Source organism: Bradyrhizobium sp. ma5 (assembly GCF_042258955.1).
Lineage (GTDB): Bacteria > Pseudomonadota > Alphaproteobacteria > Rhizobiales > Xanthobacteraceae > Bradyrhizobium.
Window position 1 is genome coordinate 2,150,219 of sequence record NZ_CP170156.1, and the last position, 19,148, is coordinate 2,169,366.

The 19,148-nt window shown below is 58.7% G+C and carries 13 protein-coding genes; 5 read left to right on the forward strand and 8 right to left on the reverse strand.

Translation table 11 applies throughout. The features are described from left to right. The first annotated feature begins 99 nt into the window (after positions 1–99). From nifA to ACE103_RS09975, 4 genes are all read left to right on the forward strand, one after another. On the forward strand, positions 100–1,923 hold the full coding sequence (gene nifA / locus ACE103_RS09960; protein WP_375779260.1) for a nif-specific transcriptional activator NifA: 1,824 nt from the start codon (positions 100–102) through the stop codon (positions 1,921–1,923). An 854-nt stretch (positions 1,924–2,777) separates the two neighbouring features. Further along, positions 2,778–3,620: an electron transfer flavoprotein subunit beta/FixA family protein gene (locus ACE103_RS09965; RefSeq protein ID WP_375779261.1), complete on the forward strand. Its 843-nt coding sequence runs from the start codon at positions 2,778–2,780 to the stop codon at positions 3,618–3,620. Positions 3,621–3,816: 196 nt separating this feature from the next. Further along, positions 3,817–4,977, forward strand: coding sequence for a GFA family protein (locus ACE103_RS09970; RefSeq protein WP_375779262.1), 1,161 nt, complete (start codon positions 3,817–3,819; stop codon positions 4,975–4,977). Continuing rightward, positions 4,955–5,662, forward strand: coding sequence for a 2OG-Fe(II) oxygenase (locus ACE103_RS09975; protein ID WP_375779263.1), 708 nt, complete (start codon positions 4,955–4,957; stop codon positions 5,660–5,662). Before ACE103_RS09970 ends, ACE103_RS09975 begins: the two co-directional genes overlap by 23 nt. A 556-nt stretch (positions 5,663–6,218) precedes the next feature. Here the strand turns inward: ACE103_RS09975 and ACE103_RS09980 are convergent. From ACE103_RS09980 to ACE103_RS09995, 4 genes are all read right to left on the reverse strand, one after another. Continuing rightward, the gene (locus ACE103_RS09980; RefSeq protein ID WP_375779264.1) at positions 6,219–7,517 is read right to left on the reverse strand and encodes a peptide ligase PGM1-related protein; all 1,299 of its coding nucleotides are present in this window, start codon (positions 7,515–7,517) and stop codon (positions 6,219–6,221) included. Positions 7,518–7,701: 184 nt separating this feature from the next. Then, positions 7,702–9,237, reverse strand: coding sequence for a class I adenylate-forming enzyme family protein (locus tag ACE103_RS09985; RefSeq protein WP_375779265.1), 1,536 nt, complete (start codon positions 9,235–9,237; stop codon positions 7,702–7,704). 1,403 nt (positions 9,238–10,640) lie between these two features. After that, a complete protein-coding gene (locus tag ACE103_RS09990) occupies positions 10,641–11,765 on the reverse strand; it encodes a M20 family metallopeptidase (RefSeq protein ID WP_375779266.1) in 1,125 nt (374 codons plus the stop codon). A 477-nt stretch (positions 11,766–12,242) separates the two neighbouring features. Then, positions 12,243–12,770: a flavin reductase family protein gene (locus tag ACE103_RS09995; RefSeq protein ID WP_375779267.1), complete on the reverse strand. Its 528-nt coding sequence runs from the start codon at positions 12,768–12,770 to the stop codon at positions 12,243–12,245. Between the two features lie 123 nt (positions 12,771–12,893). Here ACE103_RS09995 and ACE103_RS10000 point away from each other — a divergent pair, with 123 nt between their 5' ends. Beyond that, positions 12,894–13,577 carry a hypothetical protein gene (locus ACE103_RS10000; protein ID WP_375779268.1) on the forward strand — a complete coding sequence of 228 codons (684 nt, stop codon included), beginning with the start codon at positions 12,894–12,896 and terminating at the stop codon, positions 13,575–13,577. Between the two features lie 45 nt (positions 13,578–13,622). Here ACE103_RS10000 and trpD read toward each other — a convergent pair whose 3' ends face one another. The 4 genes from trpD to ACE103_RS10020 form a co-directional block, all read right to left on the reverse strand. After that, on the reverse strand, positions 13,623–14,636 hold the full coding sequence (gene trpD / locus ACE103_RS10005; RefSeq protein ID WP_375779269.1) for an anthranilate phosphoribosyltransferase: 1,014 nt from the start codon (positions 14,634–14,636) through the stop codon (positions 13,623–13,625). Between the two features lie 749 nt (positions 14,637–15,385). After that, positions 15,386–16,993, reverse strand: a complete 1,608-nt coding sequence (locus ACE103_RS10010) for an acyl-CoA carboxylase subunit beta (protein WP_375779270.1) — start codon at positions 16,991–16,993, stop codon at positions 15,386–15,388. Position 16,994: 1 nt separating this feature from the next. Further along, positions 16,995–17,498, reverse strand: coding sequence for an acetyl-CoA carboxylase biotin carboxyl carrier protein subunit (locus ACE103_RS10015; RefSeq protein ID WP_375779271.1), 504 nt, complete (start codon positions 17,496–17,498; stop codon positions 16,995–16,997). A gap of 1 nt (position 17,499) precedes the next feature. After that, the gene (locus tag ACE103_RS10020) at positions 17,500–18,969 is read right to left on the reverse strand and encodes an acetyl/propionyl/methylcrotonyl-CoA carboxylase subunit alpha (RefSeq protein ID WP_375779272.1); all 1,470 of its coding nucleotides are present in this window, start codon (positions 18,967–18,969) and stop codon (positions 17,500–17,502) included. Positions 18,970–19,148 lie beyond the last annotated feature (179 nt).

Sequence of the window (19,148 nt, forward strand, 5' to 3'; positions counted from 1 at the left end):
AGAAAAAATCAAGTGCACTGTAAGTTTATCGTCGTGCCATGAAAAGGTGTTACCCCTCCATGTCATCTCGTCAATACGTGGCGCTAGATCGAGAATGACATGCAAAACGAAGCTCGAAAATCCGAACAAGGTGCCAGGGAGGATGATCAAAACAACGGAGACCGCCCCATGCTGCATATCGCTTCCGCACGCGAAAGACCGACCTTACTTCCGGAGACGGAGCGCGAGCTCTTGGTCGAGCCGTTGCGCGAGAGCGCTCTGACCGGTATCTTCGAAATATCGAAGATACTTACAACTCCTTGCCGGCTCGAAGTCACGTTGGCCAACGTCGTCGATCTTCTGCAGTCGTTTGTGCAGATGCGACACGGCATCGTCTCACTGCTCGACGATGACGGGATGCCGGACATTACCGTGGGCGCCGGTTGGAGCGAAGGCAGCGACGAGCGCTACCGGATGAACCTGCCGCGGAAGGCCATCGACCAGATTGTCGCGACGGAGAGGCCTCTTGTCGCCGAGAACGTGGCAGCCGAGCCGACATTCGGCGCGGCGGACCTGGAAGTGCTCGGCGCCTCCGATAGTGTGCCGGTGTCGTTCATCGGGGTTCCGATTCGCATTGATCCGAAAGTCGTGGGTACGCTGACGGTCGACCGCATCCGTGACGACAGGTCGAGTCTCCGGCTCGATTATGACGCGCGGCTGCTTGCCATGGTTGCCAACCTGGTGGGACAGACAGTGAGGCTGCATCGGTTGTTCGCCTGCGACCGCGAGCGACTGATGGGGGAGAAGAACCGGCTACAAAAGCAATTGTTTGAGCTTAAGCGGCCTGCACGGGAGCGTAAGAAGGCCCACGCCCATGGGATCATTGGCGACAGCCCGGCGGTGCGCGGGCTGCTCGAGAAGATCGCGATCGTAGCCAAATCGAACAGCACGGTTCTGTTGCGCGGCGAATCGGGTACCGGAAAGGAACTCGTAGCCAAGGCCATTCACGAATCATCGTCCCGCGCCAAGCGGCCTTTCATTAAGCTGAATTGCGCGGCGCTCCCTGAGACAGTCCTGGAGTCCGAATTATTTGGTCACGAGAAGGGAGCCTTTACCGGCGCGTTTAGCTCGCGCAAAGGACGCTTCGAGCTTGCTGACAAAGGGACGCTATTTCTTGACGAGATCGGCGAGATTTCGGCCCCGTTCCAAGCGAAGTTGCTGCGAGTCCTGCAAGAGCAGGAGTTCGAGCGCGTCGGCAGCAACCAGACCATTAAAGTCGATGTTCGTGTCATAGCTGCGACCAACAGGAACCTTGAAGAGGCTGTGGCAAGGAATGAGTTTCGCGCAGACCTGTACTATCGCATCAGCGTCGTTCCCTTGCTGCTGCCACCGTTGCGGGAACGGCGCAGTGATATTCCGCTGCTGGCCGGCGAGTTCCTCAGGAATTTCAACAGCGAGAACGGCCGTACGCTGACCTTAGAGGCGAGCGCGATCGATGTGCTGATGAACTGCGGCTTTCCAGGCAATGTCCGCGAACTCGAAAACTGCATCGAGCGCACAGCGACCATGTGCGCCGGACCGTCGATCGTGAGAAATGACTTTGCATGCTGCCACGGCCAGTGCCTTTCCGCGATGCTGTGGAAAAGTACCTCGGACGAGATGACAGTCCGACCGGCAGCGCCTGTGCCGGTGCCTGCGAAATCCATTATCCCACTATCTGGAGCGGCCGCGCCGGTCTCGCCCGTCGTCGGCGACGTGGCCTCGCTGGCGCCTCCCGGCACAGTCCTCGTAAGTGGCGCGAAGGTGGCCGATCGCGAGCGGGTCATTGCGGCCATGGAAAAATCTGGTTGGGTGCAGGCAAAGGCAGCGCGCGTGCTCGGACTAACGCCGCGCCAGATTGGCTACGCGCTGAGGAAATACGGAATCGAGATCAAGCGGTTCTGAACGCAAGGACCACAGCGGCTGGAGCTGCGACCATCACAGTTGACGAAAATGGCTAGCAGGACAATCTTCGTCGTTCGGGGCGTCCAATCCCGTCCAAATCTGAAGGGGATGGTTCGCCTCGGCGACAGCTTGGCCATGAGCGAAAGGACCCTGTCCGCTTGCGAGCGCCGCTGTCGCAACGCGAGTTCGCGTGGTTCGTCGAGAGATGGAGTTGCTCGTCGCGAAATGCAGAGCATCACCCAGGCGCCTATTCGTTCAAGAGCCCTGGGGAATGGTCAGTTGGCCGAAGTCAAGCGAGGTGTCAAGCGCATCCGCCGATCAAGTTCGAAGTGGCCCGCGGCAATTCTCGAAGCGCACCAAGCGCTGGCAGCGTCGAAACGAGACTGCGCCACCGTTGAACAGCCGAGCGTTAACGTCGCCTTTGGCGTTTTTACGGAATCCTTGAACACGTTTGCTAAGGGAGTTCGAGCGCGAGCGCGTTAACGCAGCCTCGATCCTGTCTCAATTGTGTCCGCCTGGCCCGCTTCAACGTGCCGCCAAACACGGCGGCTATTTCGCTTACGAGGCCAGACGATTCCGTGGTGATTCCGACTGCGCTTTGTTCACCATCAACCGGTACGTTGCCCGCTTGTGATTAACGACGGTCATTTGTCGCCAGCTATCTTGGCATCACTCAGTGCGCGTGGCTGTCGTAGCTCCTACGCGTGTCGGTATTCGTTCGTCAGGAATACCAAGCCAGAGGGGCGCATCAGTCTCGTCTAAGTCTCTGTTGTGGCTAGGCGATTTCGAATCGGGTGCGATGGTACAACACTTGCTGTCCTCTTTGCGGCCATCGCAACTTTTGGAGCAACTCCGTGCACAATGTCGTCTGCATCAAACAGGTTCCCGACTCTACGCAGATCCGCGTGCACCCCGTGACCAATACGATCATGCGTCAGGGCGTGCCGACCATCATCAACCCATATGACCTCTTCGCGCTTGAGGCCGCGCTCGGGCTGCGGGATCGGTTCGGCGGCGAAATAACCGCGCTTACGATGGGGCCGCCATCGGCGGAAGACTCATTGCGAAAAGCGCTGACCTTCGGCGCTGATCGCGCCGTACTGCTCACCGATCGCTGCTTTGCGGGCTCCGATACCCTGGCCACAACCTATGCACTGGCAACAGCGATCGGAAAAATTGGTAAGGAGTATGGCCCGCCAAACCTCATCTTTACCGGCAAGCAGACCATCGACGGCGATACCGCGCAGGTTGGACCCGGCATCGCAAAACGGCTCGGCGTGCTGCAGCTTACCTACGTCGCCAAGGTCAGATCCCTGGATCTCACCGCCCGGACAATCGAAGCGGAGCGACGCTCCGAAGGTGGCGTCCAGGTGCTGCACACGAGGCTGCCCTGTCTCATCACCATGCTGGAGGCAACAAACCAGATTCGGCGCGGCGCGATGGCGGATGCCTTGCGTGCCGCGCGCGCGCCAATCGTGAAATGGAACGCGCACGATGCCGGTGTCGAGGACGTCTCAAAATGCGGTCTTAGGGGCTCGCCGACGGTCGTCAAGCGCGTGTTCGCTCCGTCTGCGCGGGCCGAGAAAGCAGCGCTGGTTGAGGCCACCGAGCAACCAGCGCAGGCGTTGATTGACGCCATCTTCAAGCATCAACCAAAGCTCGAAACCGATCTTGCAGCACTGGCCCGTGATACGTGATCTGAAGAGCCGTGGCGACGATAAAATGGTGAACGCGACCATAGACCGGGTCGACCCAGCGAACCATCGATCTCGCTACTGCCAATAGTGGGCCCGGGCACGAAGTGGCCCCGTCAAGGATCGTTCTCTCCTCATAGTCAGGAATCAAATGAGGTCTTCTCAAGCGTCTCAATTTACACTGGATCAGCCTTCGCAGATGTTCTGCGAGTATTTGACCGAGCAGGCGCGAGCTCTGTTCGGCCCGCATCCGCTCGCTGCGGAGTTGACTGAAGACCAACTTGCCAACCTGCTGCCTGAATACTTGGCAATGTCACAAGCGTTCCCGTACCTGCAGGCGGGGTCGCAAAAGGACCTCATATTCGATGCAATGCATCACAATCGCGACCTTCCGAGAGATATTGAACTGACCAGCGTGGTCGGAAATTTCATCTGTTGGGATGAGACGGGTGGTTATGGCCGAGTTCTCCAAGGCGGCAAGGCGGCGCTGCCCGATATTCTGGCCACTGAAAACTTCCACTCAAATCTGCTTAGACAGGATGTATCGCGACTGCTCGGCAGAGCAATACAGCCTAACTACAGCGCCACAACGAAACGGTACCTGCATTCTCTCTTTGCCGGATTGTCATCGAAAGACCCCGTAGTGCGTTGCGCCTACATGGTCGCTTTCGAGCTGCATGCTGCGGAAATGATTCGGTCGCTGTGGACTACTCTGGTCAAGGCCTTTGATGTGCGTTTGGACGATCTTGTGTACTTCCGCAGTCATGTCGGCGGAGAAGATCCCGCGGAGAAATATCACGGAGAAATGACAACCCGTCTCATTCGCGAACTTGTACCGGCTAGCAGCAATGGTCGCTTTTTCGATGAATTCGATCGAGCCTATCGGCTAAGCTTGCAGTGGTGCCGCGATCTGCTCCGAATTGTCCCACTTGAGGGAGATGGTCGAGCGGAGATCGAACACCAGGGCCGTTGTCATTGCGGTGCTGTCAAGTTCAGCGTCCGAGCGCCGCGACAGCTGTCAGCAGTTCGATGCAATTGCTCGATATGCCGAATGTCGGGGTTTCTGCACTTGCTCGTGCCAGTTGACAAGCTCAGCATTGAGTCCGGCGAACAATGCATTACCTCATACCAGTTCAACAAGAACATCGCTCGACACACGTTTTGCCGGAATTGCGGCGTAAAGCCATTCTATAGGCCGCGATCGAACCCCTCCGGTTTCAGCGTGAATGTTGGATGCTTGGATAGAAGAACTATCGACAGCATAAGAATAGATGATTTCGATGGCGAGCATTGGGAGCAAGCGTTCCGCTCGATGCACGAGGATATGAAGGCGTCCCTTGAAGATCAAACCTTGGAGTGAAACCCGAATGGCGCGCGCGGTAAATGATAGATCCGGTCTGCTTTCAGAAGAGGCTCTCACGAAGTACCGCATAGAGTTGTTGGTGAAGGGTACGGTCGTGATCGGCCCGCAGACGTTGTTCACCCAGGATGACCTGGCGAGGATCGACCAGCTGCAGACTGAGATTCCCGAGGAACAGGTACGGGTGGGAGATGCCGGCGACTCGCACAATGTCTTCGTGAAACGCGTAAGGGTGGATCCGCCCGGCCGCCCTCCTGGCAATGCGAATGGTACAGCTCCAAGGCAAATCATCGAACTGCTGGAAAAGAAGGACCGCAGCTTCGCGCTGAGAAAGATCTTGGGAGCATCGTCAGATTACGTGATTCGCCGGTGCCAAATGCATCGTATGCCTCCTGGCTCCTTTGTTGGCATCCATTTGGATGCTGAGAGCGACCCTGATTTCGAGTACTCCGTGATTGTGCAGCTTGCGAGAGAGTTCGAGGGAGGTGAGTTTGTGGTATATCCCAGCGCTTACGAACAGCAGGTATTCCGACCGCCATTTGGGGCCGTGCTTGTCACCACATGTAAGGTCCGGCATGAGGTGAAGCCTGTACGCGCTGGAGAGCGACGATCGCTGGTGTACTTCTGTTCAAGACGCAGCGGTGCGAACCGCCGGATCATCGAAGGCTCTACCGGTAGCCCATGAGGTGAGTTAGCTGAAATGGCTTCCGAATGAGTTGAGGAACGGATGAACTCTCGGGAGGTGATCGGTGGCGCGGTCCTTGCAGCGGTCCTGGCAGAAGATATCCTGTGGTGATTTCGTGGCTGTGCGATATGGGCTGCTCGGTCAGGCTCGGTGACACGTCGTCAGCGAAAGCTGCTCGGAAGAGAGGAGGTCGGCACCTTTCACGATGAATGCCTATAGTCCGCGCACTGAGCCACTGCCATCGGGCTCTCCTTTTGCACCGAATCGGAATGGCGCTGCGATATTGGTCGAGCGGGAACCTGCCCACTCCGCCTTGAGGATCTGCCGATCCCCCGATTTAGCTTTGGAGAGTAAGCTGCCGACAGACGCCGCTCACCTCGGACAGAGGCCTTTGTATCTCCTCGTAGCGCATACTCGTTCACGGTGGGTATCGGCCTCGAGTGAGACGAAGCACACCTTCACGTCACGTCCCAAGTACCGGTTTCAACCACACGTTCAAAAGCAGGGGGAATTCGAATGAATGGAGGGAGTTAAGATATGGTCGCTGCGATCTCAATCAAACCATTGTCAATAGGCGGTGCTGCAGATTGCGGGCTGCGGACCTATCGCGCGCAATCACGAGGCACTCCACCGTGCCAGCCTCTTGATCAGCGGCAAGCGGGATCACGCCTTCCTTGCGTGTGCCGTCGAACAGAAATCCGTCCTCGACGAAACGATCATGCGCGGCTTGGAGAGAACTTGATCGGACGTTTCTCACGGATAAGATAACGTAGCAACTGGAATAGTCGTAGCCCAGCAAGCGGACAGCGATGCTGTGCAACACCGAGCTTCCGCCCCATCGGCCGTTCGCTTCATTAAACAGCAGCCGCCCGTCGCTCGCGAAAATAGCGTCAATGTTAATCATTCCACGATACCCAAGGGTTCGCGCAAGCTGCACAAATTGGTAGGCGTGCGCCTGGGCGGTCAACCATTGCTCATTCCTCAGGTCGCTTGGAAGCTCAAGTCCTGTCCAGATGAGAGCCCGTTCAAATCGATCGTTGCTTCGACGCAGACGTATGTTTCCACTGTTGATGAAAACGATTGAACCATCCTGCCCGATCTCATACTCGAGATAGAACAAAGATCGAGCCACGTGGTACGATTCCACGACCAACGTCTCGCACGATGCTGTTGTCATCTCAGACCAAAGTGCTTCAGGATCAAACGACGGCCAAGGAATCTGCCTGGTATCTCTTGCCCCAGGCAGTGGACCGCTCTCGTTGCTGGTCAGGACGACATTCCCGACCCCGCCCGCTCCATTGTCCAACTTGACAATCACGCTGCCGGTCTCAGACCTTAGCGAGGTGACTGCCCTGAATAGTTCGTTTGGGTCCGTGGTTACGCATCCATTGGGCAAAGGAAGTCCGACACTTGTCGCCAATTGACGGAAGTGGCTCTTGCGGTTCAATAGATCAGGCCCTCGCTGCAGGGCGAAGTCGTCCCCGCTTTGCGGGATGCCCAGCAGAGCCGCCAGGCGCGCGACTCCTTCACTAGAGTAGCAGGGATGTATTCTCCAGGATGATTTCAGGTGAATATGGCTGTTGATTCGTTCAACAACAGTATTGGACAGCAGCGTGCAATCATTAAGGACCCGCGCCTCGCGGGTACCTTCAGGCACAAGCAGCAAGAGGCTCGAGGCATCAAAATCAAGCGTGGTGCCAATGAAAGATAGCAGATCTGTCGGGATGGCCACCGGAGAGACTATGAGGTCACCCTCCTGCGCAAACCAAGCTGAGCGGCAAGCCGAGTTGGCGGCAAGGGAAAGTTGAGCGGCTGTTAGATCGCCGCCCGACATTTGAGGCGTGCCGGAATTCATGATTAGGATCCGAGGCAATAACGACCTCCCGGGCACTTGGCGCGATCAGACAGAGACCGCCATGCCAGCAATGATGACCTCGCTGCGGCGCAGCGTGTACAGTCCCCGACCGGAAGCTGATTGTGCGCCGTCTCGATAACACCCGCGGTGTAGCGGGAAAGTACGGCCAGCCAATCGGCCATCCTCAATTGCTGTCTCCTTTTGGGTCTGATCGCGTGCCGGCTTCCTTCAGCACAAAATGCTGGACCTTGCCCAACGCCGTTTTCGGTAGTTCTTGCGTGAAAATGATTTCGCGCGGCACCTTAAAACGGGTGAGCTGTGATTGCACATGCGCCATCAACGCTTCCGCTTCGATCTGGGCCCCCGGTCGCCTGATCACATAAGCGATCGGTACTTCCTCCCAGCGCGGATCGGGGCGACCGACGACGGCGCATTCCGCGACATCCGGATGGCCCATAAGCACACGCTCCACTTCGGCCGGATAGATGTTCTCTCCGCCGGAAATGATCAGGTTCTTCTTGCGGTCGTGGACCCAAAAATATCCATCGGCGTCGCGGCGGCCGATATCACCGGTGCGATACCAGCCATTACTCAAAGCCTCTCGCGTAGCCCGTTGATTTCCCCAATATTCGTAGAAGACGTTGGGCCCACGTATTGCGATCTCGCCTGGTGTACCGGGCGGCAACTTGCTGCCGGAACCATCGATGATCGCCGCTTCGCAACAAAGACCGGGCAGGCCGCTTGACCCCTCAGGAACGAGATCTCCGCCGAGCTTCGTATAGACAGCGATGGGGCAGGTCTCCGTCGAACCGTAAACCTGCAAGACTGGCACTCCGCGCATGACAAAGCGCTCGACAAGGCGCTGCGGCACCATCGTCGATCCGGTACAGATTGCTTTGAGCGCGGATAGGTCCGTGCTTTCCCATCGCGGATGGTTGGTCATGGCTTGCATCATGGCAGGGACCAAGGCTGCCAGCGTGGGCCGATCACGCTCAAACGAATCAAACGTTGCCTCCGGCGTAAAGCGGCTTTGGATAGTTACCGTGGCGCCGTGGTGCAAACTCGGAGTCGTCTGGATGTTCAGACCGCCGACGTGGAAGAGCGGCAGAACAGTCAGAGCATGATCGGCCGAGGTGAGGTCATGCATGTGTTGACTCATGACGCCGTTCCACAGCAACGCTTCCTGACGCAACACCGCGCCTTTCGGTCGCCCTGTGGTACCCGACGTATAGACGATCAGAAGCGGGCAGGTCAGGTCCGCACGTGGATTGCGCTCGTCACCACCGTCTTCGTCTAACAGATCGTCCAACTTGCTTCCGCCCAGAGGCGCAAAGTCCAACCCCACGAGGGAGGCATCGGGCAGGTGCCCCGCCAGAAGGGGCAAGACTGCGTCGAAGGGCTGCTCAAGCACGAGCACCTTTGCCCCAGAGTCGGACAAGATAAAAAGCTGCTCGGCGGCTGCAAGGCGCCAATTCAATGGTACGAGGATTGCGCCGAGCCGCGCGCAGGCATAGAGCAGCGCCAGATAATCAGGCCGGTTGAGGCTGAGGATCGCGATCCGGTCTCCTCTCTCGACGCCAAGCTGGTTCTTGAGTGCGCGTGAAACCCGCTCGATCCGTTGATTGAAGTCGGCGTAGCTTAGAGTCAGTCCCTCGAAATGGATCGCGGCTTTGTCGGGAGCATACGCCGCGTTGCGCTCAATCAGTGTGCAGAGATCCAATGTATTCTCCGTGTGGCACGGCTCGGCACAACAGGTTTGTACTGATGCAGTTAAGCCTAAGCGCGCAATTGCTTCGGGACGCCTCGATCACATGCTTCGGTCGTCCTTCGCACAGGCTTTGTTCACACGGCCTAAGCAGAACAACGCGGTCCTTGATGGTTGTCATGGGTAACGAACAATGGATATTGCTGGAGGACGTTCAGGCACTTGAGTACTTACTCTGTTCTGCTCGGTCGCGTGCATCTGCGCGTGGTGATAGGCGCACCACGACGACTGTCTCTTGCCTGGTTTTTGATATACAGGCTCGCCGCACATATACGCCGCTCTGGCATCTCCATCTTTGAAGCCGACAATGGCCCGGCATTGGCCTTCAATGTGGTCGATTAACAGGACCTTCTGGACACCATCGGGCTCTTTCAACTTGCTGCTCCGCAGTGCCAAGCCATCTCTTCCGATGTCGCGGGGGTCACGCCGGGCGACACTTGCAGCTCAAGCCTTTTGAAAACCCCCGCGGTCGCACGGTTTGTCGCACACTTGCGCGATGAGAAGGCCCCTGCCAGCACCTGGAAAGCGGTGTGAACAGAGCGAAATGCTGCTTCGCCGGCCTGATTCCGGTAGGGGATCCCAGCAGACGAAGGGTTCGGTTTCAAATTCGCGAAGCGGCGGCGCCCTGCAAAGGCTTGGGATCGGAATCGACGTCGATCTTTTCTGACATCATTGGCTCTCTGGTGACCCGGCTTAGGACCACCGCGTAGCATCGGTCCTGGAATGCCGGGCCATTCACAACTACCTGCGCGCCGTAGCGCCACGATCATGACGCGCTGCATAGCCATTTCGACCGACCCGCCGCCGGGGATGAGGATCGCGACCAACCATTGCGGCTCGGTTCCGATCAGGTGAGACATTCGTAATCCTTCACAATCCCGACGGCACACGAAGATTCGCGCCAATCTCAGGATCGTACAACTTAACGTTACGTCCGATTCAAGCCCTCTTGGCACCCGGTATGAACATGGCAACAGCTCGCAGGTTCGCCGGAAAAGCGCCGCCGAGCGACGTGGGGTTGACAGCATTCTGCGCTTCGTGCGTCAGAAAGGTCGTCACCCCATTGAGATTAGATTCACAGCAGCTGAGCCCGTTGTCGGAAACGCCTGTGCTTCGCCGCCATCGGAGTCGATTTTGTGCCTGACGTCCGCAGCGTCGTCATTGAATGGTTCAGTCGTACCTGTCCGCCGCTGACTCGGCAGTGCCAAGTGTGGGATCCGACGATAATTGTCGATCAGGTCGGCCTGATGGGGAAGGCAGTTTATGGCTCTTTGCGCCGTTCGAGCAACGAGCGGTGCGAATGTGCGAGCGGCCGCCATCGCACGCACGTCGCGGTCGCGGCTTCCCTGGTGCTGAGATCATCGCAGCGTCTGATAGAGGCGGTAGAGCAGCCGCGCGCGAGGCTCAATCGATGAGACGTAGAGTTGCTCATAATACGTATGCGCGCCCTTGCCGTCGACGCCGAGGCCGTCAAGCGTCGCGGTATGCGGCGCGGTGAAATTGCCGTCCGAGCCGCCGCCGCTGAAGACGTCAAGCAGCTTGAAGCCGAGCTCGGCGGCAATCTCCTTAGCGTGTTCGTAAAGCGCGGCGCCGGCGTTGCTCTTCTCATACGGCGGACGCTTCAATTCACCGCGGACCTTCACTCTGACGCCCTTGGTGCGTGATATGATGCCGAGGACCTTTGGCACCAGCTCGTCGGCGTCAGCCATGGTCGGCACCCGCATGTCGACTTCCGCATATGCCTCTTCGGCGATCACGTTCGGCCTGGTGCCGCCGCGGACCACGCCGACATTGACGGTGACGCCGCGCTTGAGATCGTTCATCGCCTCCAGCGTCTGGATCACATTTCCGAGTTCGCGGATCGCGCTGCAGCCGTCCTCGGGGCGCGTCCCGGCATGCGCCGGCGAGCCGCTGACGAAGACGTCGAAACGCGCCACGCCCTTGCGCCCGGTGACGATCCTGCCGCCGTTGCGCGCGGGCTCGGTCACCAGCACATATTTGGCCTTGCGGCCCTCGGCCTCGATCAACGCCCGCGAGGTCGGACTACCAATCTCCTCATCCGATACGTAGATATGGGTGATGCCGAGCGGCGGGCGGACATCGTCGGCGCAAATCTGCCGGAACGCGTGATAGGCGAGGTAGGCGCCGCCCTTCATATCGTAAATACCAGGGCCGAATGCCCTGCCGCCCTCGACCTTGAACGGCAGACGCTCGATGAATCCCATCGGGTGAACTGTATCGAGATGGCTCAGCACCAGAATGCCCGGTATGCCCTGCCCCCAGGACGAGCGCGCGACCAGATGATCGCCGCAGCCATCACGGCCCGCAACGCGCTCGATGGTGACCGACAGGTCACGATAGCCCGCCGCGACGAGATCAGCCAGTTTGTTGACCTGATCCGGCCGATCCGTCGGAGACTCGATCTCGACCCAGCGGCGGATGCCGTCGAGGATCGTAGCTGTTCCAAACGGATTGCTGGACATGGGTGTCTCTGTGACTTTGAGGGCATGCTCGCACAAGTTCATGATAAGATTCACAAAATCGCATCTTGATCGAGCGCGAAGGCCTTCAGAGTTGCCAACTGTTGTGGGACAGGTTTGCCTCAGAAGCTCGGCCTTGCCGCGGCAAGGAAGCTACGCGCCTGCCGATAGTAAAGGAGCTACCAAGGCTGGTAGGTATCGACGCACTTGCACAAGCTCAAGGGTCTGTCCTGCTTGGGCCGTTCTGGTGAGTTGTAGCCATTCCGATCAGGGCTCCTTTCGATATCTTCTTTCGATATCTTCGCAAATTGCATTCCCATGGCATCAATCCAGCGGCCTTGCGGGCGCTTGCTGCGACCTTCTCGCAGGCTGCTGCTCGGGCCTCGGTCCTTCGGGCGACCAAGCAGAGGAGGGGCCACTCAGCAGAGATCAGCGGATTGTCCTGTTCTTCTCTCCTAACGGCATTCTCGTAAATCGCAGTCAATCAAGCAGCAAGGTTCGAAGCGCGCCCCTGAAGTTGATCAATGGATTGCCCTGGCCCGCCCGGGTCGCGACAATTCGTCCGACAAAGATGGTATGTGTGCCAACCACCATATTGTCGTACAAAACGCATTCGAGCGAACAAAACGCGTTCGGCAATAGCGGTACATCGAGGACGCCTCGAATCCAGGGCGCGGTATCGAAGCGGTGAACGCCTTTCGCACCGTCTTGGCCGCCAAAACGCAGCGCAAGATCTTCCTGGTCGCTGCGGAGAAGGCTGATTCCAAAACTGCGGCTGGCCAGTATCCCATCATTGGTCTCGGAGCCGGCATTGATGCCAACGAGCAGGCACGGCGGCTCCATGGAGATCGACGTCACGGAACTAACCGTCAGTCCACGTCGTTCGTCGGCGGCTCCGGTCGCCACAATGGCGACGCCGCTCGCCAGATGTCGCATCGCCTGACGGAACTCCGCCGATTGGATAGACGGAACATCTCGAATTGTAGGAGGGAGCTGCTGGTGACTCATGAGCCGTCTCTGGAGTTGCACTCCATTTCTAGTGTCTCCTGCACGCAGTGATGACCTCGATCCTCGACTGGCGAGCACAGATTGGTACTGGGGACCGCATCGATCTCCTCCAGATCAGCTACAATGATGACCCTGACGGACGTGCAATATCTCGCCGCGTCGCGCCGGATCTGGGGTAGCCAGCAGGAGTGCGAGTTGCCGCCCACCCTTTTTCAAACGGGCGCTCCTCAAGAAACCTCCTGGCGCCGAATTGCCACGGCGAAGAGGCGGCCGGTGCTCATGGATTCATGGCGCGATCGGAGCAGCTGGGCAGGAGCATTCCCATGTTCCCGTGCGTACAAGATGATGCCGATTCCGCTACCGGCGGGCGCCTGCCAGATGTTATCCGCATATAACAGCATCGGCACCCTCATCTACTCTCACGAGAAGACGCTTTTTCGCATCGAGAAGATGCTCATCGAGCGTCGCGTGCAGCGCACCCCGCAGCTCCGGCGGGATCGAGCTATCTCGATCGATCAATTCCCGAAACTTTCGAATGATATGTTCTATCATGTTAATAGATCCGAGTGTTTCCGTAGTCTGCGAGGACATCATCGATTATCTCCTTTGGAGCGCAGCGCGCACTTCGTCTCGAGCCCTGACCTCAACGGCGTGCCGCAACAGGCTCTCGCCGACGAAGAGCGTTGGCCCTCGCGCCGCGTGCTCAGCGCGAATTGCTTTGATTCGCGCGCGAGCAGGCGCCGCAGCGTCCCCGAAATCTCGCAGAAGCAATGCGCATTCGCGCAAGCAATCTGGCCGCGGTTGTGAGTGTTGGTCTTGGTCGAAATCTTGAGACATCGGTCAACTCGGCTGTCATGCGTTGGAAACCGCGATCAGGCGCTTCAGGCGAGCGGCAGCGGCGCCGCGATCAAGCGATTCTTGCCCAAGTGCGACACCTTCCTGCAGCGTCGAGGCCCGGCCGGCCACGATCAATGCCGCCGCCGCGTTCAAAAGCGCAGCGTCACGATGTCGACTTGGTGCCCCGTCGAGCACGTTTTGCAGCGCGACGGCATTGATATCGGCATCGCCGCTCTCCAGCACGTCGTTGCGGCAGCGCGGGAGCCCGGCCTCTTCCGGCGTCACTTCGAAGGTGCGGACGGTGCCCGCCTCAAGCGCGGCAACAAAGGTTGGGCCGGTGAGGGTTATCTCTTCGAGCCCGTCCGAGCCATGAACCACCCATACCGACTCGGCACCAAGGTTCCTTACTACCTGCGCCAGAGGCTGAACCCATTCGCGCGAGAATACCCCAACGATCTGCCGCTTGACCCCAGCCGGATTGGACAGAGGTCCGATTAGATCGAAGATCGTGTGGGTCCCAAGTGCGGTCCGGATCTGACCAATGCGCTGCATCGCCGGATAATGGGCCGACCCAAACATGAAGCCGATGCCGGCTTCGTGCACACAACGAGCAACGGCGTCAGGCTTGAGATCGATCTTCACGCCGAGGTGTGCCAACACGTCTGCGGCGCCGGAAGCTGACGATGCAGCGCGGTTGGCATGCTTGGCGACAGGAACGCCGACCCCGGCGACGATAAAGGAGGCGCACGTCGACATGCTGATCGAACACAATGGGGCGTCGTCGGTGCTAGCGATATCGATGGGGTCACATGCCGCCTCGACCCGCGGCATTTTATTCCGCATCGCGGAGGCTGCGCCGGTGACTTCTTCGACCGTTTCGCCGCGGACCCGCATTCCCATCAACAAGCCACCGATCTGCGAGGGGGTCGCGTGGCCCGACATCATGCTGTCGAAAGCTAACGCAGTTTCCTCGCGCGTAAGAGTGGCACCCGTGGCAACTTTTCCAATGATCGATTTAAGCGCTTCCATCGAACTTACACGGTCCCTGTCCAAACCTGAGGCTCTTCCGTCCAACGGGGGCTTTCGTTGAAGAGACGTGCCATCGGCTGCATTGATGCAGTGCCCACCCCGTCTGCGCGCGGCAGATGCCTCATTGACGCTTGGGTATCGGTCGGTTTGAGCGTGGGCCCCGTGGTGAGGCTACAACCTGACGCTACGTGAGGGTCAAGCTCTCCATTTCGTGGAGCGGTCAAGAGGAGATCGTCGACCGACGAGAACGGTGTAGGCGCCTGGACGCCGACGGGGCTATCTCACGCGGCCACTTGCCGCGTCCGCCTCGATCGCGGCGTTCCTGCCGATTCACCGTATCCTTCGAAGCGTTTCGGCTTGCGGGCGCCGCCGTAGTGGAGCTTTGAAGCAGGCCTCCTCTACCTGCTTCTGGAGTATCGATGCCGGTTAGATCGAAGCGTCACCTCATGCCCTGCCAGATCGCGAGTGAAGATGTGCAGGCATCCACAAACAACGGGCTGCCTGTTCTCTCATGATACCACCGAGAACTCCTTATCGTTGCAGCGGTAGGCGAGCGCTCGCTTAAACGACTGGGGGGAGCCACGGCCCAATTTGGAGCCTTGACAGATGCGGAAGACGATTGCGGCATCGCCATCGATACTGTGGGGCGACCACCTTCGCGGCTGGCGGGATCCGTTATCATCATAATTCTACCTCTCGGTTAGCGGAACGAGGTATGTCTCGAGCCATGCATCGTGTTCTGCCCCGCTTCACAGCCGGAACACGCCGTACTGTGGTGCGTCGATCGGCGCATTGAGCGAAGCGCTCAATGTGATTGCGAGGGCGGTTCTGGTGTCGACGGGATCAAGAATGCCGTCGTCCCAGATTTCGGAGGTCGCATAATAGGCGCTCGACCGCTCGCGATACTCTTCAAGGATGGGCTCTCGAATGGCTGCCAATTCCTGCTCCGAGAGGCGTCCCCCTGCGCGGGCCAATTGTCTCGCCTTGACGTGGGTGAGGACACCGGCAGCCTGCTCGGCACCCATCGCAGACATCTGAGAATTCGGCCAGCTGAACACAAACCGGGGATCAAACGCGCGTCCCGACATAGCGTAAGTGCCTGCGCCGTGCGAGCTGTTACAAACGATCGTAAACTTCGGCACGGACGCTCCGGACACGGCCATGATTAGCTTGGCGCCGTCCTTGGTGATCCCACGCCGCTCATATTCGCGGCCAACCATGAAGCCCGTGATGTTCTGCAGAAAGAGCAGGGGCGTTCGGTTCTTGTCGCACAATTGGATGAAATGAGTACCCTTTTGCGCACTGTCACCGAACAGCACGCCATCATTGGCAAGGATCCCGATTTGATATCCATGAAGCCGCGCAAAGCCGCACACGAGTGATGTCCCATAGCGCGGCTGGTATTCATGAAATCGGCTGCCATCGACCAGACGAGCGATGACCTCTCGCATGTCGAACTGCGCTCGCGTGTCCATTGGAATGATACCGTAGAGTTCCGTCGCACCATAGGCGGGCGGCTCAGGGGCGACTCGATCGATCCAGGTCTTCGCCGGCTGGCGGAAGCGAGCGACGACGTCGCGGGCAATCGCAATTGCATGAATCTCGGAGCTTGCGAAGTAATCACTGCTGCCCGACACGCTGGTATGCATGTGGGCGCCCCCAAGCTCTTCGGCGGATACTTGTTCTCCGGTGGCAGCCTTCACGACCGGGGGGCCACCGAGGAAAATCGCTCCTGCACCTTCGACCATAATGTTGTATTCACTAAGCGCTGGGACGTAGGCCCCTGCCGCGGCGCATTGGCCCATCACGATGGCGACCTGCGGCACTCCCATCTTCGAGAGAATGGATTGATTGCGGAGAATTCGACCGGCATGGTAACGATCAGCAAAGAACTCCGCCTGCAAAGGCAGGAACCCGCCGGCGCAGTCGCACAGATGAACCACCGGCAGACGGTTTTCGATAGCGATATCCAAGGCCCGCACGATCTTCTTGACCGAGAGCGGATACCATGCGCCGCTCTTCACGCTGGCATCGTCGGCGTGAACAATCACCTCCCGACCCGCCACAATACCGATGCCGACGACCTGCGCAGCGCCTGGCACCTCGCCGTCGTATGCCTTGTTGGCGGCCAGCGTGGAAAGCTCCAGGAATGGGGTTTCCGGATCGAGCAAGGCCGCGAGGCGCTCGCGAACAAACAGTTTATTTTGCCGACGCAGCCGCTCAAGGTCCCGCTCGGGCCGGTCGAAGCGGGCAACGCGCTGGCGTTCCCTCAAGTCGGCCGCAAGTTGTCTGTTGTGGAGGTCATTGCGACGAAACTCCCGTGAGTTCACGTCCACCACGGAACCGATCCGTTGCATTTCAGCGCCCTTCCTTGGAGAGCGTGACCAGCACAGCGTCGCGCTCGAAGCTCTCGCCTTCGTTGACGTGAATTCGATCGACGATGCCATCCTGTGGTGAGCGAATGATCGTTTCCAGCTTCATGCTTTCAATCATCATCAGCGCCATTCCCGCCGAGACTGCCTGGCCAGGCGAAACGATGGTCGCAACAACCACGCCAGGCATCGGCGCCCGCGCAACCCGCGGACGTGCCTCGTCATTTCCGCAAACGAGCGTTCGCAACGGGTCATTGTAGCGCAATACGCGCGTTCTGCCGCGTATGTGCAGGTGGATGAGATCGCCCTCGATGGCGAACCGAACCGGTTCGCTCTCGCCCGCGATGGTCAGGATGCCGCTACTGTCGCTGTGACGGGTGAACGCGACGGGGGCGATCACTTGATCACACAGATGGAGCCGATAGCCCTGCTGGCTGGCTGAAAGCCACAATCTGTAATCTACGCCGTCGACTTCGAATGAGTGATACACGTCAATTCCTCCAACTGCCGAGTGCCGCGTGAAGCGCGGGCACGGCATCGGCCGACTCGCGGACCGGCCTCGTCAGCAGAGCAGCGGATGCCAGGAACGCAGACATTCCGGCAGCAAAGTTGCCCGCTGCGAGATGCGGATTCTCTTCGAGGTATCCCGTATGGAACTGACCGTCGAGAAATGCCTCGTCGGAAAGGACCCGGGCGAGTAAGCTTGCGTTCGTTTCGCACCCAAGGAGAACCAGCTCCCGAACCGCGCGGTAGGCTTTCAGAGCAGCCTCTATGCGGCTTGGAGAATGCACGATGATCTTGGCGAGCATGGGATCGAACGCCGGCGTGATGTTCTGGCCTTGCGTGATGCCGCTGTCGATCCGTACGTTATCCGGATACTCGAGAAGAAGTACTTTCCCAATGGTCGGGACATAGCCGCGCTCCGGAGCTTCCGCGTACAATCTGAGCTCGATTGCATGCCCATTTGAAGCAATATCGGACTGCGAAAGCGCAAGTTCGCGACCCGCTGCCGCATAGACCTGTTCGGCGATCAGATCGACGCCGGTGATCATCTCAGTCACTGGATGCTCGACCTGAAGGCGTGTATTCATTTCGAGAAAGTAGAACTCTCTCCCGCTGAAGATGAACTCGACCGTTCCTGCATTTTGATAGTTCGCTGCACGAGCGATGCCGACTGCGGTCTCGCAAATTTGTGTCCGCAATTCTGGTGATAGCGCCGGCGAGGGCGATTCCTCGATGATTTTCTGGAAGCGACGCTGGACCGAACACTCGCGCTCGAAGAGATGGACCAAGTTACCGAAGGAGTCACCGAGTACCTGTACTTCGATGTGTCGAGGGCTTTCGATGTATCGTTCGACGTAGAGTCGGCTGTCCCCAAAGTAGCGGTGCGCTTCACCGCGCGCCTGCTCAATGGCGACCTCCAATGCATCAAGATCGTGTACAATCCGCATGCCCTTGCCGCCACCGCCCCCTGATGGCTTCACGAGCAAAGGAGCTCCAATAGCCCATGCCCTCGCAACGAATGTCGCCGGGTCATCTTCTTCGATGGCGCAGGGCGCGACTGGAAAGCCATTGCTCTGAACGAAATTGCGGGCGCGGATCTTGTCGCCCATGAGTTCGATAGTTTCTGGAGCGGGTCCGATGAATGCAATACCGGCCCTTGTCACTGTCCTGGCGAATTCCGCATTCTCAGCAAGCAATCCATAACCCGGATGCAGCGCGCCGGCGTTCGCTCTGTGGGCGGCCGCGATGATCTGCGCGATGTCCAGATAGCTCGCGATCGGCGTGCGGCCAGTGATCGGAATCGCTAAGTCGGCCATGGAGACGGCGGGGGTCTGCGCGTCGACCTCGTGGTAGGCAATTGCGGAACGAAGTCCAAGCGTGCGCAACGTTTTGATGATTCGTGTGGCTATCTCGCCCCTATTGGCGATCAGAACTGTATCGAATGGTAATTTGTGCATTTGCCTATCCGGACAAGCGCGCTGGAACCAGAGCGTCCGTCAGTTGTGAGCGACTTTGCTCGTTCATCTGTCCTCGCGTGACCGTCCTGCAGGTCAGGCTGGGGCGACTTCTGAGCGTGATCGACGCGAACAGGCCGCCTGATCCGCGATCCTTCACTTCGCGTCGTTGTTTCTCTTTC

Coding starts and splice junctions, on each gene's coding strand:
- nifA (WP_375779260.1), top strand. CDS start 100: ATGCAAAACGAAGCTCGAAAATCCGAACAAGGTGCCAGGGAGGATGAT.
- ACE103_RS09970 (WP_375779262.1), top strand. CDS start 3,817: ATGTTCTGCGAGTATTTGACCGAGCAGGCGCGAGCTCTGTTCGGCCCG.
- ACE103_RS09980 (WP_375779264.1), bottom strand. CDS start 7,517: ATGAATTCCGGCACGCCTCAAATGTCGGGCGGCGATCTAACAGCCGCT.
- ACE103_RS09990 (WP_375779266.1), bottom strand. CDS start 11,765: ATGTCCAGCAATCCGTTTGGAACAGCTACGATCCTCGACGGCATCCGC.
- ACE103_RS09995 (WP_375779267.1), bottom strand. CDS start 12,770: ATGAGTCACCAGCAGCTCCCTCCTACAATTCGAGATGTTCCGTCTATC.
- ACE103_RS10000 (WP_375779268.1), top strand. CDS start 12,894: ATGATGACCCTGACGGACGTGCAATATCTCGCCGCGTCGCGCCGGATC.
- trpD (WP_375779269.1), bottom strand. CDS start 14,636: ATGGAAGCGCTTAAATCGATCATTGGAAAAGTTGCCACGGGTGCCACT.
- ACE103_RS10010 (WP_375779270.1), bottom strand. CDS start 16,993: ATGCAACGGATCGGTTCCGTGGTGGACGTGAACTCACGGGAGTTTCGT.
- ACE103_RS10020 (WP_375779272.1), bottom strand. CDS start 18,969: ATGCACAAATTACCATTCGATACAGTTCTGATCGCCAATAGGGGCGAG.